Source organism: Variovorax sp. ISS6 (genome assembly GCF_056523145.1).
In genome coordinates this window covers 162631-187083 of sequence record NZ_JAWRZC010000002.1, presented here as the reverse complement: position 1 = coordinate 187083, position 24453 = coordinate 162631, and the positions used below count along the sequence as shown (strand labels likewise).

Below are 24453 nucleotides of genomic sequence, written 5' to 3'. Positions count from 1 at the left end.
CCATGCCAGACAAGACCATCCCCATGACCACCGGGGCCGAGTGGCCCTACCTGGAGATCCTGGTGCGGCTGGCGCTGAGCCTGGCGCTCGGCCTGCTGATCGGGCTGGAGCGCGAGCGCCGCGGCAAGGAGGCGGGGCTGCGCACCTTCGGCTTCATCTGCCTGCTCGGCGCGCTCGGCGGCCTGCTCGGCATGCCGGTGGCGCTGCTGTGCCTGGCGCTGGTCGGCGTGCTCGCGGTGCTGCTCAACGTGCAGACGCTGCGCGCCGGGCAGGGCGCCGAGCTCACGACCTCGGCCGCCATGCTCGTGACCTGCCTGGCCGGCGTGCTCTGCGGCCAGGGCCACACCATCTCGCCCGCGGCCGTGATGGTGCTGGCCACCGCGCTGCTGGCGTGGAAGGAACGGCTGGCCGGCTTCTCGGCCGGGCTGACCGAAAGCGAGATGCGCTCGGCACTGCTGCTGGCCATCCTCGCGATCGTGATCTATCCGGCGCTGCCGGCCGGGGCCGTGGGACCGTGGCACCTGGTGGAGCCGCGCGCCGCCTGGGTCACGGTGATCCTGATCGCGGGCATCGGCTTCGTGAACTACATCCTCTGGAAGCTCTACGGCACGCGCGGCACCGAGCTCTCGGGCTTTCTCGGCGGGCTGGTGAACAGCAACTTCACGGTGATCGAGATGGCCTCGCGCGTGGTCGCCACGCGCGGCGCCTACGTGGGCACGGCCTATCGCGGCATCCTGCTGGCGACCACCGCGATGGTGGTGCGCAATGCCGGGCTGCTGCTGATCCTGGCGCCGCTCGCGCTGCTGGGCGCCTCGGGCGCCTTCGCGCTGATGATGCTCGCGAGCGCGGTGCTCGTGCTATGGAGCTACCGGCGAGCCACGCGCGGCCCCGTGCCCGACGTGCCCGAGATCAAGCTCGACCTGCCGTTCTCGCTGCCGCTGGCGCTCAAGTACGGCGTGGTGTTCCTGGTGCTGCACATCGTCGGCGGCCTCACGCAGCGGCAGTTCGGCGATGCGGGCTTCTACTTCGTGAGCGTGGTCGGCGGCCTGATGTCGAGCGCGAGCGCCGTGGCCGCGGCCGCCGCGCTCGCGTCGCAGGGCAGCCTGTCGGCCACCACCGCCGGCACGGGCGCGGTGCTGGCCTCGCTCACGAGCATCGCGTTCAGCATGTCCTTCGTGCTGCGCACGCGCGAACGCAGCCTCACCACGAAGCTGTGCACGGCCATGCTGTGCATCGCCGTTGCAGGCGCCGTCGGGCTGGCCGGCCGGCACCTGGTGCTGCCGCTGATCCTGCCGAGCGTCGGTTGAGCGCCGCATCGGTCCCTCACTTCTTGAACCCCATACCCATGAGCCATCCCTCGAAGAACATCGAATCCGTCCTGGTCGAGAACCGCGTGTTCCCGCCCGATGCCCGCGCCACGCAAGGCGCCCGCATTTCCGGCATGGCCGCCTACGAGGCGCTGTGCAAGGAAGCGGAGGAAGACTTCGAAGGCTTCTGGAGCCGCCAGGCCACGACCCACCTGCAGTGGACGAAGCCCTTCAGCAAGATCCTCGACGAATCGAACGCGCCGTTCTACCAATGGTTCGGCGACGGCGAACTCAACGCCAGCGCCAACTGCCTCGACCGCCACATCGGCACGCCGGTCGAGAACAAGACCGCCATCGTCTTCGAGGCCGACGACGGCACCGTCACCCAGGTCACCTACAAGGAGCTGCTCGCGCGCGTGAGCCAGTTCGCCAATGCGCTCAAGGCGCAGGGCATCAAGAAGGGCGACCGCGTCATCGTCTACATGCCGATGACGGTCGAGGGCGTGATCGCGATGCAGGCCTGCGCGCGCATCGGCGCCACCCACAGCGTGGTGTTCGGCGGCTTCTCGGCCAAGGCGCTGCAGGAACGCATCATCGACGCCGGCGCGGTCGCGGTCATCACCGCCAACTTCCAGCTGCGCGGCGGCAAGGAGCTGCCGCTCAAGGCCATCGTCGACGACGGCATCGCGCTCGGCGGCTGCGAGTCGATCAAGACCGTGTTCGTCTACGAACGCACACCCTCGGCCTGGAACCGCGTCGAAGGCCGCGACAAGACCTTCGCCGAGGCGCTGGCCGGCCAGAGCAGCGAGTGCGCGCCCGAGCCGGTGAATGCCGAGCACCCGCTCTTCATCCTCTACACCTCGGGCTCCACCGGCAAGCCCAAGGGTGTGCAGCACGCCACCGGCGGCTACCTGCTGTGGGCCAAGATGACGATGGACTGGACCTTCGACATCCGCCCCGAGGACGTGTTCTGGTGCACCGCCGACATCGGCTGGATCACGGGCCACACCTACGTCGCCTACGGCCCGCTCGCGGCCGGCGCCACGCAGGTGGTGTTCGAGGGCGTTCCCACCTTCCCGCACGCGGGGCGCTTCTGGCAGATGATCGAGAAGCACAAGGTCAGCGTGTTCTACACCGCGCCCACCGCGATCCGCTCGCTGATCAAGGCGGCCGAGGGCGACGAGAAGGTGCATCCGAAGAACTGGGATCTCACGAGCCTGCGCATCCTCGGCTCGGTCGGCGAGCCGATCAATCCCGAGGCCTGGATGTGGTACCACCGCAATATCGGCGGCGAGCGCTGCCCGATCGTCGACACCTTCTGGCAGACCGAGACCGGCGGCCACGTGATCACGCCGCTGCCGGGCGCCACGCCGCTGGTGCCGGGCTCGTGCACCTTGCCGCTGCCGGGCATCATGGCCGCGATCGTGGACGAGACCGGCAAGGACCTGCCCAACGGCGCGGGCGGCATGCTGGTGATCAAGCGGCCCTGGCCCTCGATGATCCGCACCATCTGGAACGACCCCGAGCGCTTCAAGAAGAGCTATTTCCCCGAGGAGATGGGCGGCACGATCTACCTGGCCGGCGACGGCGCGGTGCGCAGCGCGGATCGCGGCTACTTCCGCATCACGGGCCGCATCGACGACGTGCTCAATGTGTCGGGCCACCGGCTGGGCACGATGGAGATCGAGTCGGCGCTGGTGTCCAAGACCGACCTCGTGGCCGAGGCCGCGGTGGTGGGGCGTCCGGACGACGTGACGGGCGAGGCGGTGTGCGCCTTCGTGGTGCTCAAGCGCGCGCGCCCGACCGGCGAGGAGGCCAAGCAGATCGCCACCGAGTTGCGCAACTGGGTGGCCAAGGAGATCGGGCCGATCGCCAAGCCCAAGGACATCCGCTTCGGCGACAACCTGCCCAAGACGCGCAGCGGGAAGATCATGCGGCGGCTGCTGCGCAGCATCGCCAAGGGCGAGGCGATCACGCAGGACACCTCGACGCTCGAGAACCCGGCGATCCTGGAGCAGTTGTCGCAGGCGAATTGATCCGCGGAAACACGGTCCGAAGACCTCCTTCGCTGTAGGAGAGGGCACCTTTCTTGCTTATTTGAGGCCCGAACCCGCACGACACGAGGAAAGAGAGTACGGTCGGCAAACGTTCACACAGTTCTCGCGATCGCGCGGCAGCTCTTGATCCGTCACCAGGAGCTTTCGCCATGTCCGCACCCGTTTCCTCTCCCCATTCGCAGATCGAGCTGATCGGCAGCGACGTCGAGTCGCTCGCCTCCCACATGCACCATTGCGCGCACGCGCAGGGCCGCTGGTCCTCGCTGCGCGGGCGCCTGCAGCAGCTGCACGGGCTCGCGGCCGGTCGCATCGTCACCCTGGCGTGCGCCGCCACGGTCCTCGGCATCGGCCTGTTCCTCGCGGCTTGAGCGCCACGGCCATCGTCCACAGGCTCGACGGACTGAGCGCCTACGCGCGCCACCTGCTGCTCAACCCGCACGATCCGGTCGCACCGCCGATCCGTGCCGAGCTGTTCGGCGTGCAGCGCTTCGAGCAGCACGGGCGCAGCCTCGCGCGCGCGCAGGCGGTGGTGGCGGACGACGGCCACGGCGCGCGCACGCGCGAGCGCGCGCCGTTCTTTCCGCGCGTGCGGAAGAACCTCGAGTCGCTGCGCGGCGCCTTCGACTACATCGCGCTGATCTCGCAGAGCGGGCGCTACGTGTCGCCGGCCGCGGAATGGCTGCTCGACAACTTCCACCTGGTCGAGGCGCAGCTGCAGCAGATCCAGGACGGCGTGCCGCGCAGCTACTACGCGCGCCTGCCCAAGCTCGCGCGCGCGCCGCTGGCCGGCCTACCGCGCATCTACGGCATCGCCTGGGCCTACGTGGCCCACACCGACAGCGTGCTCAACCAGGCGCTGTTCACCGCCTTCCTCGATGCCTACCAGGACGTCGAGGAACTCACGCTCGGTGAACTCTGGGCGCTGCCCACCACCTTGCGCGTGGTGCTGCTCGAGAACCTGCGCCGCGTGGCCGAGAGCATCGCCGAGAACAAGGTGGCGGGCGAGATCGCGCATGCGGCCTGGGACGCGGCCGCGCGGCTCGACGCGGCCGACCTCGACGTGCTGTTCCGCGCGCTGCACAGCCACGGCCTGCAGCACAGTTACCTCACGCAGCTGTGGCAGCGCCTGCCGGGCGAGCATGGCGAGAACATGCCCGCGCTGGTGCGCTGGACCGAGCTGCACTGCCCGAACGGCGCGGCGCTGATTCGCGATGCGCAGGACGCGCAGGTGGCCGCCAACCTGACCGTTGGCAACATCATCACCACGTTGCGCATGGTCGGGCAGGTGGAGTGGAACGACCTGATCGAGCCCGTGAGCCGTTCGCTGCGCGTGCTGCGCGAGCTGCCGAGCTTCGCGGCGGAGAGCGAGCCCACGCGCCAGCAGATCACGCATGCGATGGAGCAGGTGGCGCGTCAGAGGCGGCGCTCCGAGCGCGACGTGGCGCAGGCCGTGGTGCAGCTGGCCATGGCGGCCGCGCACGACGGCATCGATACGCGCGAGCCCGATGTCGACCCCGCGGACGAGACCGCCGGCTACTACCTGTTCGGCCAGGGCCTCCCCGCGCTGGATGCGCTGCTGCGCCCGCGCGCCGACGCCGCGGGCCCTCGCGCACGCCGCGCCGCGCGGCACGGCGCGCGCTCGTGGCGGCTGCCGCTGTACGCCTTCGCGGTCGTGCTGGTCACCGGCCTGCTGTTGGTGGCCGCCGCGCGCGGGCTGCCGCACCGCGGCGACTGGCTGTCGGTGCTGGCGCTCGTGCTGCTCGCCTGGCCGCTGTCGGAAGCGGTAACCGCGCTGGTCCAGCGCATCGTCGCGGAATCGGTGCGCGTGCAGGCGCTGCCGCGGCTCGATTTCGCGGCCGGCATTCCCGCGCGACACCGGGTGCTGGTCGCGGTGCCGGCCATGCTGGTCTCGGCCGAGGGCAACGCGCAGCTCGCGCACCGGCTCGAGCTGCACTGGCTCGCCAACCGCGAGGCGCATGCCCAGTTCGCGCTGCTGACCGACTGGGTCGATGCGCCGCTCGCGACGCTGCCTGGCGACGCGCCGCTGCTCGAGGACGCGCTCGCGCGCATCGCGGCGCTCAACGCGCGCCATCCCGCAGCCGAGGGCGCGCTGCCGCGCTTCGTGCTGCTGCACCGCCCGCGCAGTTGGAGCGACACCGAGCAGCGCTGGATCGGCTGGGAGCGCAAGCGCGGCAAGCTCGAGATGCTGCTGCGCCTGCTCGCGCAGGGCGAGGCCGACGGTTTCCTGCCGCCGGCGCCCGGCAGCTTCGCGACCGGCCGCACGCCCTACGTGCTCACGCTCGACAGCGACACCGTACTGCCGCCCGGCGCGCTGCGCGAGCTGGTCGCGGTCGCCGCGCATCCGCTCAACGCGCCGCGCGTCGATGCCGCGCGCCGCCGCGTGGTCAGCGGCTACGGCATCCTGCAGCCGCGCATCGTCACGCCCTTCGGGCCGCGCGAGGAGCGCTCGCTGTTCCGCTGGATCTTCGCGGGCGCCTGCGGGCTCGATCCCTACAGCAACAGCGCCTCCGACGTGTACCAGGACGTCTTCGGCAGCGGCTCGTTCACCGGCAAGGGCCTGCTCAACGTGCGTGCCGTGCATGCGGTGCTCGACCGCCGGCTGCCCGACGACGCGGTGCTGAGCCACGACCTGCTCGAAGGCTCGATGGCGCGTTGCGCGGTGGTGAACGACCTGGTGCTGGTGGAGGACTTCCCGCACCACGCGGGCGTGTTCGCCTCGCGCGTGCACCGCTGGGTGCGCGGCGACTGGCAGCTGCTGCCGCTGATGCGGCGCGCCCGCCACTACGGCATCGACGGCGTGGGGCTCTGGAAGATGGGCGACAACCTGCGCCGTTCGATGGTGGTGCCGGCCTCGTTCGCGCTGCTGGTGCTGGTGGTGTTCACGCATGCGCTGCCGCTGGGCTGGACCTTGCTGGCCGTGGCCGCAGGGCTGACCATCGGCCCGGTGCTCGGCGCGCTGGCCGGGCTGGTGCCGACGCGGCGCGCGATCGAGCTGCGCCATTTCTTCGACGTCGGCGCGGTCGAACTGCTGCGTGCCCTGGCCGGCGCGGCCTGGCAGTTCGTGCAACTCGCCGCGCAGGCGCGGATGCTGCTCGACGCGACGGCGCGCGCGCTCTGGCGGCTGCTGGTGAGCCGGCGGCGCCTGCTGCAATGGACCACCGCCGCGCAGTCGCAGGCCCAGTCGAGCCAGCGCCTGGCCGCGTTCCTGCGCGGTGGCGGCGCGGTCGGGGGCGCCTGCCTGCTGCTGGCCGTGGCCGCGCACTACAGCGACTGGCCGGTGCTGGCCCCGCTGCTGTTCGTGCTGTGGGCACTGGCGCCGGTCGCGGCCTGGTGGGGCAGCCGGGTCGAGACCGGGCGTCCCGATGCGCTCGACACCGGCCAGCGCGACTATCTCGAAGCGCTGGCGCGCGACACCTGGCGCTTCTTCGAGCACGTGGTCGGCGCGCAGGACAACCACCTGCCGCCCGACAACCTGCAGACCGATCCCGAGCCGGCCCTGGCGCACCGCACCTCGCCGACCAACATCGGCATGTACATGCTGGCGGCTGCCTGCGCGCGCGAGTTCGGCTGGATCGGCAGCACCGAGTTGGTGGCGCGGCTGACGGCCACGCTCGGCAGCGTCGACCGGCTGCACAAGCACCAGGGCCACCTGTGCAACTGGTACGACACGCAGACGCTCGAGCGGCTGGCGCCGGCCTATGTCTCGAGCGTGGACAGCGGCAACCTGGCCGGCCACCTGATCGCCGTGGCGCAGGCCTGCCGTGCCTTCGCGGCGCAGGATGCGGCCGGCGGCGGCGCGGCCGGGGCACCGAATGGCGAGGCCCTCGAGGCGCTCGCGCGGCGCTGCGAGGCGCTCAGCGACGGCATGGACTTCCGCGGCCTCTACGACCCGAAGAGGCACCTGTTCCACATCGGCCTGCGCGTGGACGACGACGTGCTCGACGCCAGCTACTACGACCTGATGGCCTCGGAGTCGCGGCTGCTGAGCTTCCTCGCGATCGCCAAGGCCGACGTGCCGCGGCGCCACTGGATGGCGCTGGGCCGGCCCTTCCTGCTGGTGGGCTTCCGGCCCGGCCTCAAGTCGTGGTCGGGCTCGATGTTCGAGTACCTGATGCCCTCGCTGGTGATGCCCGAGCCCGACGACGGCCTGCTGCAGGTGGCCAATGCCGCCGCCATCGCCGAGCACCGCGCCTTCGCGCGCGCGCAGGACCTGCCCTGGGGCGTGTCGGAGTCGGCCTATCACGGCCGCGACCATTCGCTGGCCTACCAGTACGCGCCCTTCGGCGTGCCGCGCCTCGCGTTGCGCCGCACGCCACCCACCGACCACGTGGTGGCGCCCTATGCGAGCGCGCTGGCCGCGGTGCTCGCGCCGGCCGAGGCGACCGACAACCTGCGGCGGCTCGAATCGCTGGGCGCGCGCGGCGCCTACGGCTTCCACGACGCGGTCGACTTCACTGCCTCGCGCCAGCACGAGGGCCAGGCCTTCACCGTGGTGCGCAACTTCATGGCGCATCACCAGGGCATGACCCTGGTGGCGCTGTGCAACGTGCTGCGCGACGACGCGCCGCGCCGCTGGTTCGGCAGCGCGGCTGTGGTGGAGGCGCATCTCTCGCTGCTGCACGAGCGCACGCCGCGCCAGATCATCGGCAGCGCCGACCCGCGCTCGCCGCCCGAACCGAGCCGCGGCGAGCTGCCGCCGATGTTCCAGCCGCGGCTGGTCGATCCGCTGGCACCGGGCCCGCAGCCCACGCACCTGCTGTCGAACGGCCGCTACACGGTGGCGCTGCGCGCCAGCGGCGCCGGCGTGAGCCGCTGGCGCTCGTTCAACGTGACGCGCTGGCGCGACGACCCGCTGCGCGACGGCTACGGCACCTTCTTCTACCTGCGCGACGACGCGAACGACACGCCCGTCTCGCTGACCGCGCTGCCCGCGCCCGGCATCGACTGGGACTACCGCACCCGCTTCCTCGCCGACCAGGTGCAGTTCGATGCCAGCGGGCCGGGCCTGCAGGTGCGCACCACGGTGCTGATCAGCCCCGAGGACGACACCGAGCTGCGCAGCATCACGCTGCAGAACACCAGCGAGCGCACGCGCACGCTCGAGCTGTTCTCGTACTTCGAGCCGGTGCTCTCGAACCCCAAGGCCGACGAGGCCCATCCGGCCTTCGCCAACCTGTTCGTCGAATCGCGCTGGCTTCCGGACCTGCGCGCGCTGCTGATGTCGCGCCGGCCGCGGCTGCAGGGCGATCCGGCGGTGGCGGCCGTGCATTTCGTGGCCTCGGTCGATGCCCACGTGATCGCCATCGACTGCATGACCGACCGCCGCGCCTTCGTCGGCCGCAACCGCACGCTGGCGGCGCCGGCGATCGACATGCAGCCGCTCGATGCCACCGGCGCGCCCATCAACGGCCTCGACCCCATCGCCTGCCTGCGCGTGCGGCTGTCGATCGCGCCGGGCGCCACCGCGCGGCTGGGATTCGCCACCGCGGCCGACGACAGCATCGAGGCGCTGATGCCCACCATCGACCGCTACCTCGAGCCGATGCACGTGGAGCGCACGAAGCGCATGGCCGCCACGCTGGCGCAGGTGCGACTGCGCGACCTCACGATCACGCCCGCGCAGAACGTGGCGCTGCAGGACCTCACCACCATCCTCACCTACACCACGCCGCGCCCGATGGGCGAGCGCGGCCTGTTCGACCTGCGGCAGATCTGGCGCTTCGGCATCTCGGGCGACAAGCCGATCGTGCTGGTGCTGATCCATTCGGTGAGCGGCATGGGCCTGGTCAACGCACTGCTGCGCGCGCAGCCGTGGTGGGGCTTCGGCGGCGTGGCCTGCGACCTGGTGGTGATCAACGGCGAGCCGTCCTCCTACCTGCTGTCGCTGCAGCGCGAGATCGAGACCTTGCGCCAGCGCGTGCTGCAGCAGACCCGCAACAGCTTTCCGCGCAACGACACGGCCGGCTTCTACCTGCTGCACGAGCAGGAGGTGTCGGCCGCCGAGCGCGCGGCGCTGTCGAGCATGGCGCGCGTGGTGTTCACCGCCGACGGGCGTGCGCTCGACGTGCAGGTGGCCGCCTTGCGCGAAGCGCGCGGCATGGGGCCGTGGGCACCCGAGGCCGTGCTGCCGCCGGCCGTGCCGCTGGCGGCCGGCGTCGCGTCGACCCTGCCGACCGAGACCGTCGCGGGCGAGTTCGATGCCGCGAGCGGCGAGTTCCGCTTCGAGGTGGGCCTCGCGCGCCGCACGCCGCGTCCATGGATCAACGTGATCGCCAACGCGGGCTTCGGCTTCCAGGTCTCCGAGTGGGGCAACGGCTTCACCTGGGCCGGCAACAGCCGCATGCACCAGCTCACGCCGTGGTCGAACGACCCGGTGCAGGACCCGGCCTTCGAGCACTACCTGCTGCAGGACCTGTCGACGCGCGAGCTGCTGCCGCTCACGCCCGCGGGGCGCGGCGGCGGCGACGGCGCGCCCGACGACCTGCTGCACCGCGTTCGCCACGGCCAGGGCTACACCGTCTTCGAATGCCGGCTGGGCGGGTTGTCGCTGAGCACCACCTTCCTGGCCGACCGCGACGATGCCGTGAAGCTGGTGCATGTTCAGCTGCGCAACGAGGGCAGCGGCACGCGCCGGCTGCGCGCGCTCGCGATGGCCGAATGGCAACTGGGTGCCGCGCGCGGCGAGCGCCGCAGCGTGCGGACCTGGAAGCAGGACGACCTGCCGGCCGTGTTCGGCGAGCAGCGCGAATCGAGCGGCGGCTTCGGCGGTGGCACCGCCTTCCTGATGCTCGCGGGCCTGCCGGGCGCCACCCAGTGGACCTGCGACCGCAACGAGTTCTTCCGCGGCCGCGGCATCGTCGAGGTGCCCGACAGCCTCGGGCGCCGCGGCGGCAGCGGGCTCGATGCCTGCGCGGCCGTCGATGGCGAGTTCAGGCTGGCCGCGGGCGAGAGCGCGAGCTTCACCTTCGTGCTGGGCCATGCCGACAGCGCCGAGGCCGCCATCGCGCTTGCACGGCGCTGGCGCGAACGCGACGTGCCGGCCGCACTCGCGCAGGTCGGCGGCTTCTGGGACGAACTGCTGGGCCGGCTGCGGGTGCGCACGCCCGATCCGCTGTTCGATGCGATGGTCAATCGCTGGCTGGTCTACCAGACCCTGGCCTGCCGGCTGTGGTCGAAGGCCGGCTTCTACCAGGCCGGCGGTGCCTTCGGTTTCCGCGACCAGCTGCAGGACGCGATGGCCTTCGCGCTCACCGATCCGAAGCGGCTGCGCGCGCAGATCCTGGTCAACGCGGCGCGGCAGTTCCCCGAGGGCGACGTGCAGCACTGGTGGCACATGCCCGGCGGCGCCGGCGTGCGCACGCATTTCTCCGACGACCTGCTGTGGCTGCCGTTCGCGGCCGCGCACTATACGCAGGTGACGGGCGACACCACGCTGTTCGACGAGAGCGTGGGCTTCATCGAGGGCGCGGCGATCCCGGCCGGCGCCGAGGACGCCTACTACACGCCGCAGCATGCCGGCCGCGTCGCCAGCCTCTACGAGCACGGCGCGCTGGCCATCGACCGCAGCCTCGCGACCGGCACGCATGGCCTGCCGCTGATGGGCACGGGCGACTGGAACGACGGCATGAACCGGGTCGGCCACGAGGGCCGCGGCGAATCGGTCTGGCTCGCGTGGTTCCTCTGCAGCGTGGTCGAGCGCTATGCACCGATTGCGCAGGCCCGCGGCGAGACCGAACGCAGCGCGCGCTGGCTGCGTGCGCGCGAGGGCTGGATCGCCGCGCTGCACGACGCGGGCTGGGACGGCGCGTGGTTCCGCCGTGCCTTCTTCGACAACGGCGCGCCGCTGGGCTCGGCCGCCAACGACGAGTGCCGCATCGACCTGATTGCGCAGGCCTGGTCGGTGCTGTCGGGCGCCTCGGACGAGGGTCACACCCACGCCGCAATGGCCGCCGCGAAGGCGCACCTGCACGACGACACGGCCGGGCTGCTGCGCCTGCTGGCGCCACCCTTCGTGCAGTCGGCCAACAACCCGGGCTACATCCAGGCCTACCCGCCGGGCGTGCGCGAGAACGGCGGGCAGTACGCGCATGGCGCCGTGTGGGGACTGATGGCGCAGGCGCTGCTCGGCGACCGCGAGGCGGCCTGGGCGAGCTTCGAAGGCCTGAGCCCGGCCCATCGCGCCAGCGATCCGCGGCGCGGTCCGGCCTACGAGCTCGAGCCCTACGTGATGGCCGGCGACATCTACGGCGCCGCACCCTACGTGGGACGCGGCGGCTGGAGCTGGTACACGGGCTCGGCCGCGTGGCTGCACCGCGCGGCGGTCGAAACGCTGCTGGGCCTCACGGTGAAGGGACACGCGCTGTCGCTCGCGCCGCGCGTGCCCGCGCACTGGCCGGCCTTCGAGATCGAACTGCGGCTCGGGGAGCGCGAATTCAAGCTGCAATGGGGCGCGCCGCAAGGCGCCGCCGCCGCCACCCACCATGCGGTGGAGGGCGACTGGATCGACTGGCGGGCGCTGCCCGCGAAGGCGGTGGTGCGGATCGGCACGCGCTCGGGCGCCTGAACCGCCGGCGCCCGGCTCACAGCAGCCCGGTCAGGGTCGCGCGGCTCACGGCCTGTGCGCGCGAATGCACGTTGAGCTTCTTGTAGATGTTCTTCATGTGGGCATTGACGGTCTGCATCGAGATGCCGAGACCTAGGCTCACGGTGCGTGTCGCCTGGCCGCGTGCCACGCAGTCGAGCACCTCGCGCTCCCGCGTCGTCAGCACGATGTCCAGCGGATGGGCGTCGGGCGTGGGCCGCTCGACCGAATGCCGCCCCATGCGCGCCAGCAGCCGCCGCGACAGCCTGGGCGTGATGGCCGCGCCGCCATTGACCACCTGCAGCACGGCCTGCGCGAAGCTCTGCTGCCACGCGTTCTTGAGCAGGTAGCCCGTGGCGCCGGCCTCGAAGGCGCGCAGCACGTGGGCGTCGTCCTCGAGCGCGGAGACCACGATGATCTCGCAGTGGCTCTGCAGCTTGGGCGCATCGCGGATCAGTTCGAAGCCCGAGCCGTCGGCCAGGCGCAGGTCGAGCATCAGCACGTCGAACTCTTCCGACGCGAGCAGGCGCCGCGCGTCGCGCGCGCTGCCGGCCTGGCCCTGGAGCCGGATACGCATGTCCGACAGCAGCTCCTGCGCGATGACGCGGCGCATGCCCTCGTCGCCGTCCACCAGCAGCACGCGCACGGGGGCGTCGTCCTGCCCGGTCATGAAATGCGGCCACTGCGGCTCGCCGGGCCGGCAGACCCCGGTCCCGTCACGGGTCCGGTAGCGGGTGATGCGGCCGCCGTCGAGCCTGGCGAACGTCTCGGAATCGGACGATGTTTCGTCGGTCATGAGTAACTCCCTTGTGTCAAAGCGACCTGAATGTTTTATGGGGTCGCGGAATCCACGAATAGAGTACTTTCTAATTGCTTTGAATGTAGGCCAGGGCGCTGTCGATACCGCAAGCGAGGGGTGATGGGTACGTAGTCGAAAGGCCCAAGTTGCCCACCGCGACGGCGGAACTCCTGTACGCTGCATCACGAGTCAACCAAGGAACCGTGATGAAGAAGAAGACCGCGATCGTCACGGGCATCAGTGGCCAGGACGGCGCCTATCTGGCGCAACTGCTGCTGGCCAAGGGCTATGTGGTCCATGGCACCTACCGCCGCACCAGCTCGGTCAATTTCTGGCGCATCCAGGAGCTCGGCATCCAGGACCATCCCGATCTGCATCTGGTCGAGTACGACCTCACCGACCAGGGAAGCTCGCTCAGCCTGGTTCAGCAGACCGAGCCCGACGAGATCTACAACCTCGCGGCGCAAAGCTTCGTCGGCGTCAGCTTCAACCAGCCCGTGGCCACGGCGCACATCACCGGCATCGGGGCGCTGCACCTGCTCGAGGCGATCCGCCTCATCGACCGGCGGATCCGCTTCTACCAGGCATCGACCTCCGAGATGTTCGGCAAGGTACAGGCCGTGCCCCAGGTCGAGGGCACGCCGTTCTATCCGCGCAGCCCCTACGGCGTGGCCAAGCTCTATGCGCACTGGATGACCGTCAACTACCGCGAGAGCTACGACATCTTCGGCAGCTGCGGCATTCTCTTCAATCACGAAAGCCCGCTGCGCGGGCGCGAGTTCGTGACGCGCAAGATCACCGACGCCGTGGCCCGGATCAAGCTCGGCAAGCTGGAGGTGCTGGAGCTCGGCAACCTCAACGCGCAGCGCGATTGGGGCTTCGCGCAGGAGTACGTGGAGGGCATGTGGCGCATGCTGCAGACGAGCGAGCCCGATACCTACGTGCTGGCGACGAACCGTGCCGTGACCGTGCGCGACTTCGTTCGCCTGGCGTTCCGGGGCGCGGGGATCAAGGTGGAATTCAGGGGCGTCGACGAGGCGGAGACCGCCGTCGACACGGCGACCGGCAAAACGGTGCTGCGCGTGAACCCGAAATTCCACCGCCCCGCCGAGGTCGACCTGCTGATCGGCGACCCCAGCAAGGCCAGGGACCACCTGGGATGGGCGCCCACGACCACGCTCGAGCAGCTCTGCCAGATGATGGTGGACGCCGACCTGCGGCGCAACGAGGCCGGCTTCTCGTTCTGAGCGCCGCGCCGTCTCAGGCCGGCTGCGCTTCGGGCAGGGGACGCGGGCTGTTCCACTCCACCGTCGGCGTCGCGACGGCGCCTTCGCCGGCGATCGACAGCAGCGCCTGGTTCTGCGCATCGCCGCGATCCGGCACGATGCCGCAGCGCCCGTAGCTGTCGTCGAAACGCACGATGTCGTCCTCGCCGAGGTAGCTGCCGGTCTGGACCTCGATCACCTCCAGCGTGGTCTTGCCCGGGTTCTCGAGCCGGTGCACGCAACCGAGCGGCAGGTAGATCGATTCGTTCTCGCGCACCAGCCTGACCTTTCCGTCGCAGGTGGTCTTGGCCGTGCCCTGCACCACGATCCAGTGCTCCGAGCGGTGGTGATGCATCTGCAGCGACAGCTTGGCGCCGGGCTTGACCGTGATGTGCTTGACCTGGAAGCGCTCGCCGTTGTCGATGCTGTCGTACGCACCCCAGGGCCGCACCGTGCGCCGGTGCTCGGTGGCCTCGGGCCGGCCCTCGAGCGCCAGCATGCGCACCACCTCCGCGACCTGCTCCACGCAGCCCGCGCTCGCGACCAGCAGCGCGTCGGGCGTGTCCACGATGATCAGGTCCTCGGTGCCCAGCGCCACCACCGGGCGGTGCGGCGCATGGATGAAGGTGTTGCGCGCGCGCAGGCTGCGGCCCTTGCCGCTCGTGCGGTTGCCGGCCTCGTCGGCGGGATGCAGGGTCGCGACCGCGTTCCAGCTGCCCACGTCGCTCCACGCGCCCTCGAAGCGCACCATCGCGATGTCGGGGTGCTTCTCGAGCACCGCGTAGTCGATGCTCTCGCTGCGGCAGGCCTGGAAGGCCTCGGCGCCGAGGCGGCGGAAGCTGCCGTCGATCGACGAGGTCGCGAGCGCGCGCTCGCAGGCGAGCAGCACGTCGGGCGCATGCGTGCGCAGGGCCGCGACCAGCGTGCCGGCGCGCACGAGGAAGATGCCCGCGTTCCAGCAGAAGCCGCCGTGCGCGAGCAAGGCCGCCGCCACCTGGGCCTGGGGCTTCTCGAGAAAGCGCGCGACCGCATGGCTGCGGCCGTCGGCCGAGGCGGTCCCCACCTCGATGTAGCCGTAGGCCGTGCTCGCGAAGGTCGGCGCCACGCCGAAGGTCACGATGCGACCGGCATGGGCGGCCTCGACGCCGGCGTGCACGGTGTGCGCGAACAGCTCGGCATCGGGGATGTGATGGTCGGCCGGTGCAAAGAGCAGCAGTTCGTCGGCCCCGGCCTGCAGCGCCGCCACCGCCATCGCGGCCGCGGTGTTGCGCCCCACGGGCTCGAGGATCTGGCACCCGCCGACGCGTGCGGCATCCACGGTTTCGCGCACCAGGAAGCGGTGTTCCTCCGCGGCGATGCAGGTGATCTCGCCATGGAGGCCGCGCAGGCGCTCCAGCGTGAGCTGCAGCAGGCTCTTGCCGCCCACCAGCGGCGCGAACTGCTTGGGCAATGCCTTGCGCGACAGCGGCCACAGGCGCGTGCCGCTGCCGCCGCACAGCACGACGGGATGGATGATGGAAGTGGTCATGGGGTGTCCGATGAAAGAAAAAGGAGGAGAAGAGGAAGGGCGGCGGCTCAGAGCTGGCCGGTGTGCGTCGCGAAGCTCACGGCCTGCGCGCGCGAATGCACCTGCAGCTTCTTGTAGATGTTCTTGATGTGGGCATTGACGGTCTGGCCCGAGATGCCGAGCCGTTCGCTGATCTCCTTGGAGACGCAGCCGCGCGCCACGCAGCGCAGCACCTCGCGCTCGCGCGTGGTCAGCGTGGCCTCGCGCTGCGGCGCGTCGGGCGGTGGATCGCCGGCCTGCTGGCTCAGGCGCGCGAGCAGGCGGCGCGACAGCCGCGGCGTGATCGCCGCGCCGCCGTTGACCACCTGCAGCACGGCTTGCGCGAAGCTCTGCAGCCAGGCGTTCTTCAGCAAGTAGCCGGTCGCGCCGAGCTCGAAGGCACGCATCACGTGGGCGTCGTCCTCGAGCGCCGAGACCACGATGATCTCGCAGTAGCTGTGCTGCTTGCGCGCCTCGCGGATCAGGTCGAAGCCGGTGCCGTCGCCCAGGTGCAGGTCGAGCATCAGCACGTCGAACTCCTGCGTCGCCAGCAGGCGCCGCCCCTCGCGCACGCTGCCGGCCTGCGCCTGCAGCTGGATGCGCATGTCCGACAGCAGCTCCTGCGCGATCACGCGCCGCATGAACTCGTCGTCGTCCACCAGCAGCACGCGCACCGGCGCGTTCTCCTGCCCGGTCAGGAAGTGCGGCCACTGCGGCTCGGCCGGCGGGCAGACGCCCGTGGTGTAGCTCGCGCGGCGCGCGAAGGTCCGGCCGGACTCCGGCGTCTCTAGAGAGGAAGGAACGGTATCGGACATGAAGGGATCCCTGGTTGAGTGGAAGGCGTTCTGGGTAGCGGGAGCGGTGCGGGTGACGGCGGCGGCGCGGCCTCGTCGAAGCCGTGCGGATTGCCGACCTGCCAGCGCCAGCTGTCGGCGCACATGTCGTCGAGGCTGCGGCGCGCGCGCCAGCCGAAGCGGGCCTGGGCGCTGTCCGCGTCGGCCCAGTAGGCCGGCGCGTCGCCGGGGCGCCGCGGCCCCAGGCGCAGGGCGATCGCACGACCGCTGGCGCGCTCGAAGGCCGAGACCACCTCGAGCACCGAGGCGCCGCGCCCCGTGCCGAGGTTGGCCATCAGGATCCCCGGCTCGCGCGTCACGTGGCGCAGCGCGGCCACATGGCCCTCGGCCACGTCCATCACGTGCACGTAGTCGCGCACGCCGGTGCCGTCGGCGGTGTCGTAGTCGGTGCCGTGCACCACGAGGTGCGCGCGCGTGCCCACCGCCACCTGCGAGATGTAGGGCATGAGGTTGTTGGGGCGGCCGTTCGGGTGCTCGCCGATCAGCCCGCTCTCGTGCGCGCCCACGGGATTGAAGAAGCGCAGGCAGGCGATGCCCCAGCGCGCGTCGGCGTGCGCCAGGTCGAGCAGCACCGTCTCCACCATGGCCTTGGTGCGGCCGTAGGGATTGACGGCGGCGTGCGGCGCGCTCTCGGGAATCGGCGAGCGCGCCGTGTCGCCGTACACCGTGGCCGAGGACGAGAACACCAGCCGGCGCACGCCCGCGCCGTCCATGGCGCGCACCAGCGCCAGCGTGCCCGCCACGTTGACCTCGTAGTAGCCGAGCGGGTCATCCACCGAATCGCCGACCGCCTTCAGCCCCGCCAGGTGCAGCACCGCGCCGAAGACATGCGCGGCGAACACCCGCTCGAGCGCCGCGGCGTCGCGCACGTCGGCGCGCACCAGGAGCGGCGCCACGCCCGTGATGGCCGCGATCCGCTCCAGCGAGCGCGCGCTGCTGTTGACCAGCGTGTCGAGCACCACCGGCAGGTAGCCCGCCGCGATCAGCGCCACGCAGGCGTGGCTGCCGATGAAGCCCGCGCCACCGGTCACGAGGATTTTGGGAGTGGAGAAGGCGGCGTTCATGGCGATGCGGGCTGCTCGCTGCGGTCCACGAGGCAGCGCAGCAGCTCGGCCTCGAGGCGCCGGAAGATCGCGTCCTGGTCCAGCTCGGCCTCGGCGAAGGCGCGGCCGGCCGCGCCCAGGGCCTCGCGCCGCGAACGGCAGGCCGCGAGCTGCGCGATCGCGTCGGCGAGCGCGCGCGCGTCGCCCGGCGGCACCACCACGCCGCGGCCCGTCACGGCGCGGCCGAGCTCGGTGTCGGGATGCGCGGTCACGATCACGGCGCGGCCGCTCGCGAGCATGCCGGTCAGCTTCGAGGGCATCACCAGGTCGGCGGCGTCGGCGCGCTGCGGCAGCACGTGGATGTCGGCGCTGCCGAGCAGCTCGTCGAGCCGCTCGGCCGGTTGCAGGTCGAGGAAGTGCACGTGGCGCAGCCGCAGGCAGGCATCCATCAGCGCCGCGCGGCTCGGTCCGTTGCCGCAGATGACGAAGTGCAGCGCCGGCGCATCGGCCAGCATCGCGGCGGCCTCGGCGAGCAGCTCGATGCCCTGCTTGTGGCCCAGGCTGCCCGCATAGAGCACCAGCACCGCGCCGGGCGCGATGCCGAGCGTGGCCCGGTAGCCGCCGGCGGGATTGGGTGCCTCGGGGTCGCGCGGGGGAGCCGGCCGGATCGCGCGCAGGTCGACACCGTTCGGGAACAGCACGAGTCGGTCCGGCGGCACGCCCTTGTCGCGGGCCTTGGCGAGCATCGCGGCCGAGATCGTCGAGACGCGGTCGAAGCGGCCCAGCAGCCAGCGTTCGATCGCCAGCGCCATGCGCCGCACGCGGCCGCCGCGCACCAGGCCAAGGCCGAAGGCCGCGTCCACCTCGTAGTCCTGGATATGCAGCCACGATTTGCAGCGCAACAGCTTCGACAGCAGCAGCACGCCCGGCGCGCAGAACAGCGGCGGCTCCACCACCATCACCACGTCGGGCCGCCAGCGCGCCTGCGCCAGCAGCAGCGGCAGGCTCGACAGCATGAACGACGCCAGGTGCGCGAGGCGGGCCAGCGTGCGCGGACGCGCGGGCACCCAGGTCGGCGCGCGCCAGACATCGACGCCCTGCCAGTCGCCGCGCCGGTAGGCCCAGGCCGAATGGCCCTCGGCCACCTGCCATTGCGGAAAGAAGGGCGGCGCCGCGATCACGCGCACCGCGTGGCCCCGCGCGCTCAGCCAGCGCGCCATCTCGCCCGAGTATTTGCCCACGCCGGCCAGCTCGGGCGCGAAGTTCATCGAGTGCAGCAGGATCTTCATGGCCGGGTCCGCCACGCGCCGCGCGCCAGGCCGCGCGCCATGCGCACGATGGGATAGGTGCCGAACTCCAGCCGCATGCGCAGCTCGTAGAGCACGAAGTCGCTGACGCAGGCGAGGAAGAAGACGTAGTGCGGCTGGCCCGGAAAGGCCCGGATCACCACGGCGTACGACAGCAGCCGCAGCCCCACCTCGAGCAGCGCCCAGCGCGCCAGCGAGGCCACCGGCACGCGCAGCGCGAGCAGCATCTCGTGGTGCACGGTGTAGGTGCGCAGCAGGAAGTAGGGCGCGATGCACAGGAAGATCTCGAGCGCCTCGTGGCCGACCTTCAGCAGCGGCGCGGCCAGCACGATCAGCGCGGCCAGCCCCGCGAACAGGCCGCAGCCCAGCAGGAAGGATTGCCGTGCGAGCTTGAGCACCGAGGCATCGAGCGCCTCGGCGCTCGCCGTGCGCATCGCCGGCGTCTTGGTGTAGAGGAAGGCCTGCACGAACTGCGAGGGCGCCTCGGCCAGCAGGAACGCGAGCTTGAAGGCGCCCACATAGCTCAGCGGCATGAAGAAGGCCACCACCAGCAGGTCGGACTTGCGCAGCACGAACAGCAGCAGCGAGTAGACGGTGGCGCCGCCCTGGGCCGAGAGCGCCAAGGTGGCGGCCCCGCGCGGTGGCCGGCCGGCGCGGCCCGCGCGCACGATGGCCGCGGCCACCAGCACGAAGGCGAACAGGTTGATGGCCAGCAGCTGCGGCACGTCCAGGGTGTCGCCCGCGTGGCCCAGCGCGGCGAGGCCCGCCACGCCCAGCACCAGGATGCTCGAGCGGAGGCCGGATTCGAGGTTCAGCAGCCCCGCGTGGCCGAGCCCGCGGCTGTAGGCGAGCCGCAGGCTGTTGAACGAGAAGACGGCGAGCGTGGCGGCGACCAGCACCAGCGCCATGGCGGACGCGGGCACGCGCTGCAGCGCCAGCATGCCGAGCGCCAGCAGCAGCGCGATCGGCAGCCCGATCGCGAGCGTGCGCACCAGGTCGCCGCACTGGATGCGCGGGCCCGGGCCGGCGGCGTGGCGCGAGAACAGCAGCGAACTGCCGAGCGTGCCGATCACCAGCGCCGCCTCGAGCACCGACTGGTAGATCGAGTAGGCACCGAAGCGCGCGGGCGCCACGTGGGCGGCCAGCAGGAAGACGGCGAGGAAGCCCGAGAGATAGACGTAGAAGCGCGACGCCATCGCGCCCAGCCCGTGCAGCGGCAACGCGCGCAGCAGCCCCGCGGCGGGCAGGCTGCGCAGCACGGGCGGCAGGCGGAGCGGTCGGATCGGCATGGTGGGTGTCGCGATCGGCGCGTTACTTCGAGGGCGGCAGGTCGGCGAGCCGATCCGCGGCGGGCGCGCGCCGTGCGAGCAGGCCCATGCCGAAGGCCCGGTTCTTGGCCCGGCGCGCGAACTGCAGCCCGTAGGTCAGCAGCGCGACCCGGCGCGTGCCGCCGCGCAGCGCATGCGCTATCGCCAGCTTCGCGCGGCCCTGGAAATGCAGGGCCAGCGCGTTCACCGTCTCGCCGGCCTGCGTCGTGAGGCAGGGCTGGCCGTCGCGGTAGGTCAGGTGCTTGGCGCCGCCCAAGAGCCGGAACTCGTTGGCGCGCAGGTTGTGGGCGCTGCTGATGTTGTGGTCGATCACGCAGCCGCCGAACACGCGGTTGATCGGCCGCGCATTGCCGCTCGCCTGGGCCCACAGATGCAGCAGCGTCATGTCCGATACGCCGCCGCGCTCGCCCCGGGCAGCGAAGCGCGCGGCGATCTCGCGCAGCGTCGCGCGTCCCGCGCGGCTGGTGTAGGTGTCGAGCACGAAGGCGACGAAACCCGCGAGGCCCGCGGCGCTCCAGTAGCTCACGTGCGGCGATATCTGGCACGGGTCCCAGCCATCGAGGGGCTCGATGAACGAGCCCGAGAAGTCCGCCTCTCCGACCAGCCGACGCACGTGCGCACCGAGGCCGCGGAACAGCAGCACGTCGCTGTCGAGCAGCACGAACTCGCGGCATTCGGGCCGCGCCTCGAGGTGGGCCGCCAGCAGGAAGTAGCGCCGGAAGCAGATCTTCTCGAACGCGGGCGTGTTGCTCGACAGGTGCACGTAGCTGCGGCACAGGCGCTCGTAGTCCGCGCCGGCCTCGGTGCCCGCGAGCACCAGCAGGTTCTCCCGCGCGCGGGCCGCCGATTCGCGGCACAGCGCCAGGGTCTTGTTCTGGCGGTCTTCCACCACGATGAAAAGAAGCGGTTGGGTCATGGTCGGCGAGGCCTGGGGCGGGAGCGGTGAATTCAGGGAGCGGGCGCCGTCGCGCTGCGCACCAGCGCGACATGCGCGGGCAGGAAACGGAAGTCGGTGTCGAGCGGCAGGTCGAGCGTGAACAGCCCCTTGCGCGCCACCGCCTCGGCGATCCAGCCGCGCAGCTGGGCCGCGGCGAAGCGCGGCGCGGAGACACGGCCCCACGAGGCGGCCAGGGGCGTCAGCACGTGGAACATCAGGTCCGAGGGCGGCGCGGCCAGCTGCGCGGGCGGGTCCATGAACTCGCCGGCCATCAGGTTCTGGCATGGCGCGGCCTTGAGGCTGAAACGTTGCGGCCCTTCGCCCGCGTTGAAGGCGAGCCAGCGGTCGCTCGCGCCGCTGCGCGCGGCGCCGCACAGCGCGTTCCAGTCGGAGGGCGTCATGTCGCGCGTGTTGTAGGTGCCGTCGAACCACCAGCCGCGCACCAGCGTGCCGTAGCGCTGCGACCACTCGCCGATCACCTGCGACCAGCCCGCGATGAAGCGCGCGGGCGGCGGCTGCTGTTCCGAGACGTCGCCGAGGCATCCCATGAGGTAGCGATCGTCCTGCGGCGCGCGAAACGGCAGGTACAGCACCATCGCGATGCCGCGGCGGCGCAGCGCGCGGCCGATCTCCAGCGGCAGGTCGCGCGGCGGGCGGTCGCGTGCGCTGGCCGGGCACAGCGCCTCAAGCGCGGCATTGGGCGCGATGTACTGGCCGCTGTTCTGCCCCAGCGTCAGCACCAGGTAGGAGGCCCGCATCTCGGCCAGCGTGGCCGCGAAGGCCTCGACGTCGAAGCGCGCCATGTCGGCGATCGAGCGGCGGTCGGGCAGGTAGTGGACCATCACGCCGAAGCCGGGCGGTGTCAGCGCGGGCCATTGCGCGGCAAGACTCGGCTCCGCGGGAACGGTGGTTTGGGCGGTGGCCGTCGCGGCGAACAGCGTCGTCGCCACGATCCGCGCCAGGAACGAACGAAGCATGCGGGTCATGGCAGTGCGGCCTCGAAGGAAGCGGCCGTGCGCTGCAGCCCGAGATAGCGCGTCGCCACCGCCGCGGGCGTGCAGGCCGGCGCGTTCGCCCATGCCGGGCATGCCTGCCGGTGCGCCGCGAGGTGGCGCGCCAGCGCGTCCAGGTCGCAGCACTGGTCGTCGACGAAGAAGGCATAGCCGCCGAACAGCTCGCGGTGCACGGGGATGTCCGACAGCAGCAGCGGCACGCCCAGCGTTGCCGCCTCGGCGGCGGAGAGGTTGAAGCCCTCGAAGCGCGACAGCGAGATGAAGGCCTGTGCGCCGCGGTAGAGGCCGATCAGTTCCTCGCGCGATACCAGCCCGCGGTGGTGCACGCAGCCGCGCAGCGCGGGCGTCTCGGCCGCCACCATGCGCGCCACCTCGGCCGCGCCGTTGCCCGTGATGTCGAGCCGGTCGACCAGCCCCGCGCGCTTCATGCGCTCGAACAGCCGCAAGGTGCCGCCGAAGTTTTTGTGCGGGTAGTAGTGGTAGGCCGCGATCAGGTAGCGCTCGCCCGCGGGCGCGGCCTCGGGCGGGGCCTGCATGGCGACCGCGTCGACGGGGTTGAAGATCACCGTCGAATGCGCGCAAGACCCGAAATGGCGCTCGAAGTCCTGCTGGCTGCTGCGGCTGATGAACACCACGTGCGCGAGGCTGCGCGCGAGCCGGCGCAGGTTCCAGTCGAGCCACAGCCGCTTGCTGCGGCTGAAGTGTTCGGGATGGGCCTTGTACTGCAGGTCGTGCACGATCACGATCGCGTCGCGGTGCCGGCCGAACAGAGCGAAGGGCAGGAAGTAGTTGGGGAACAGCGAGCACAACCGCCGTTCCGCCCGCCAGGCATGCAGCTGGTGGAGGTTATAGAGCAGCGTCTCGAGCACGAAGCGGCTGAGCCCGGTGCGGCGTGCCAGTTCGAACAGCCGCGGGTGCCGCTCGCTGGCCGAGGCGATCGCCTGGCCGGCCGACAGCCGCATGCTGCGCAGCAGCACCTCGCAGACGTTGAGCACGCCGCCGGCGCCCCGGTTGAGGCGCAGCGTGTCGTAGAAGAGATAGTCGGGCATCGTGGAGCTCATGCGTGGGCGGCGGGACGTGGGGCAAGCGCGCGGCGCGCGGGACCGAAGCCGGTGCACAGGGCACCGACCAGCAGCGCCGCGATCAGCCCCGAGGCCGCGAACGGCCCCCAGCCCAGGATCGGCCCGCGCATGAACGGCACGTAGGCCGCGAGCAGCACCAGCGCCGCGAGGTAGCCGCGCGAGAGCGGGCCGTGCGTGTCGATCGCGCGGTCGACCCGGCGAAACAGGCTCGACAGCAGGAAGCCGAACACCAGCGGGCCCGGCAGGCCGAAGTCGAAGAAGACGGTGGCGAATTGCGCCAGCGACAGATTGCTCTGCGAGAAGTTGCCGAGCACGGCGGGCCAGCCCAGCGGGTCGAAGTCGGGAAACAGCTTCATGTCGCGCGGCAGCACGAACGAGAAGCCCGACAGCAGGTAGCGGCCGAAGCCGAGATCGGGCGACGGTGCGCGCTCCAGCAGGCCGGCCACCACGTACATCGCATCGAAGTCGGGGCTGTAGGGAAAGGTCGCGAGCGACTCGCCCCACATGCTGCCGCGCGACAGCAGGTTGAACACCGGGCCCAGGCCCGCGATGGCGGCGAAGACGACGAAGGCCAGCGTCCAGCGCCGCGAGCGGCCAAGGCCGTGGATCAACAGCGGCAGCAGGCCGATCAGCAGGATCTGGCGCGCGGTGTTGACCGGGTTCGCCGCGATGGCGGCCGCGGCCAGCGCCAGCGCGGCCAGGCACCAGGCAGTGGCCGTGCGCTGACGCAACGCATGGATCGCCAGCGCGACGAAGCACATCAGCACCACCAGCTTGGGCAGCGTCGAATAGACGATGAAGTCCAGCGGCGGGTTCTCGATCTCGCCGGGCAGGCCGCGCGCCACGAAGTTGAGGTCCGCGCGCGCCAGCAGCACCGCGAAGGCCGCGCCCAGCAGGCCCAGCAGCAGCAGCGGATGCGCCGCGCCGGACGCCGGCGCGGTGCCCGCGATGCCCGGGATGTGGCGCAACGGTGGATCGACGACGCCGAAGCGCGCCGCCTCCACGCCGGCCATGTACAGCAGCAGCAGCATCAGCGCCTGCGTGTGCGCCACCGTGCCGATCACGCCGGCTTCCCAGAAGCTCAGGTCCTGCGCGATCTGGATCGCCGGCGCGAGCGAGAAGTAGGTCAGCAGGGTGGTGTAGTGCACGAGCAGAAACACGCTCGCGCCCGGGCCGCCGAGCAGCGCGAGCTGCAGCAGCGACAGCAGGAACACCGCCGCGTAGCCCCACACCGGGTCGAGCAGGCCGCACAGCATCGCCGCGGCGAGGCCGCACCAGAAGCACAGGATTCTCATGAGCGTCTCGCCGTTCGT

General features: G+C 71.4%; 15 protein-coding genes. 5 read left to right on the top strand and 10 right to left on the bottom strand.

Annotated elements, in window-relative coordinates:
- Nucleotides 1–2: 2 nt before the first annotated feature.
- The 4 genes from AC1HIL_RS32815 to AC1HIL_RS32800 all read left to right on the top strand — a co-directional run bounded on the left by AC1HIL_RS32815 (nt 3) and on the right by AC1HIL_RS32800 (nt 11948).
- Entirely contained in the window at nt 3–1307 is a 1305-nt protein-coding gene (locus AC1HIL_RS32815) for an MgtC/SapB family protein (protein ID WP_479669137.1), read from the top strand.
- A 38-nt stretch (nt 1308–1345) separates the two neighbouring features.
- Complete coding sequence (gene acs / locus AC1HIL_RS32810) at nt 1346–3343, top strand: acetate--CoA ligase (RefSeq protein ID WP_479669138.1); 1998 nt, start codon at nt 1346–1348, stop codon at nt 3341–3343.
- A gap of 170 nt (nt 3344–3513) precedes the next feature.
- Nucleotides 3514–3732: a hypothetical protein gene (locus tag AC1HIL_RS32805; RefSeq protein ID WP_479669139.1), complete on the top strand. Its 219-nt coding sequence runs from the start codon at nt 3514–3516 to the stop codon at nt 3730–3732.
- On the top strand, nt 3729–11948 hold the full coding sequence (locus AC1HIL_RS32800) for a glycoside hydrolase family 94 protein (RefSeq protein WP_479669140.1): 8220 nt from the start codon (nt 3729–3731) through the stop codon (nt 11946–11948). Before AC1HIL_RS32805 ends, AC1HIL_RS32800 begins: the two co-directional genes overlap by 4 nt.
- Before the next feature lie 16 nt (nt 11949–11964).
- Here the strand turns inward: AC1HIL_RS32800 and AC1HIL_RS32795 are convergent, their stop codons facing one another.
- Nucleotides 11965–12762 (bottom strand): LuxR C-terminal-related transcriptional regulator, encoded by a 798-nt coding sequence (locus AC1HIL_RS32795; protein ID WP_479669141.1) that lies wholly within the window; start codon nt 12760–12762, stop codon nt 11965–11967.
- 209 nt (nt 12763–12971) lie between these two features.
- On the opposite strand from AC1HIL_RS32795, the gene gmd reads away from it, so the two are divergent.
- Nucleotides 12972–14012, top strand: a complete 1041-nt coding sequence (gene gmd / locus AC1HIL_RS32790) for a GDP-mannose 4,6-dehydratase (protein WP_479669142.1) — start codon at nt 12972–12974, stop codon at nt 14010–14012.
- 13 nt (nt 14013–14025) lie between these two features.
- On the opposite strand, the gene AC1HIL_RS32785 is transcribed toward gmd, so the two are convergent.
- From AC1HIL_RS32785 to AC1HIL_RS32745, 9 genes are read right to left on the bottom strand one after another with little or no spacing between them, the layout of a single operon-like run.
- Nucleotides 14026–15558, bottom strand: coding sequence for a mannose-1-phosphate guanylyltransferase/mannose-6-phosphate isomerase (locus tag AC1HIL_RS32785; protein ID WP_479669143.1), 1533 nt, complete (start codon nt 15556–15558; stop codon nt 14026–14028).
- 47 nt (nt 15559–15605) lie between these two features.
- Nucleotides 15606–16391, bottom strand: coding sequence for a response regulator transcription factor (locus AC1HIL_RS32780; protein WP_093350099.1), 786 nt, complete (start codon nt 16389–16391; stop codon nt 15606–15608).
- Nucleotides 16364–17494, bottom strand: a complete 1131-nt coding sequence (gene galE, locus AC1HIL_RS32775; protein WP_479669144.1) for a UDP-glucose 4-epimerase GalE — start codon at nt 17492–17494, stop codon at nt 16364–16366. Before galE ends, AC1HIL_RS32780 begins: the two co-directional genes overlap by 28 nt.
- Nucleotides 17491–18762, bottom strand: coding sequence for a WcaI family glycosyltransferase (locus AC1HIL_RS32770; protein ID WP_479669145.1), 1272 nt, complete (start codon nt 18760–18762; stop codon nt 17491–17493). Before AC1HIL_RS32770 ends, galE begins: the two co-directional genes overlap by 4 nt.
- A complete protein-coding gene (locus AC1HIL_RS32765) occupies nt 18759–20069 on the bottom strand; it encodes a lipopolysaccharide biosynthesis protein (RefSeq protein ID WP_479669146.1) in 1311 nt (436 codons plus the stop codon). The genes AC1HIL_RS32770 and AC1HIL_RS32765 overlap by 4 nt, the downstream gene beginning before the upstream one ends.
- Before the next feature lie 22 nt (nt 20070–20091).
- Nucleotides 20092–21024, bottom strand: a complete 933-nt coding sequence (locus AC1HIL_RS32760) for a hypothetical protein (protein ID WP_479669147.1) — start codon at nt 21022–21024, stop codon at nt 20092–20094.
- Between the two features lie 32 nt (nt 21025–21056).
- Nucleotides 21057–22031, bottom strand: a complete 975-nt coding sequence (locus tag AC1HIL_RS32755; protein ID WP_479669148.1) for a hypothetical protein — start codon at nt 22029–22031, stop codon at nt 21057–21059.
- A complete protein-coding gene (locus AC1HIL_RS32750) occupies nt 22028–23107 on the bottom strand; it encodes a glycosyltransferase (protein WP_479672800.1) in 1080 nt (359 codons plus the stop codon). The genes AC1HIL_RS32755 and AC1HIL_RS32750 overlap by 4 nt, the downstream gene beginning before the upstream one ends.
- An 8-nt stretch (nt 23108–23115) precedes the next feature.
- The gene (locus tag AC1HIL_RS32745; RefSeq protein WP_479669150.1) at nt 23116–24435 is read right to left on the bottom strand and encodes a hypothetical protein; all 1320 of its coding nucleotides are present in this window, start codon (nt 24433–24435) and stop codon (nt 23116–23118) included.
- Nucleotides 24436–24453 lie beyond the last annotated feature (18 nt).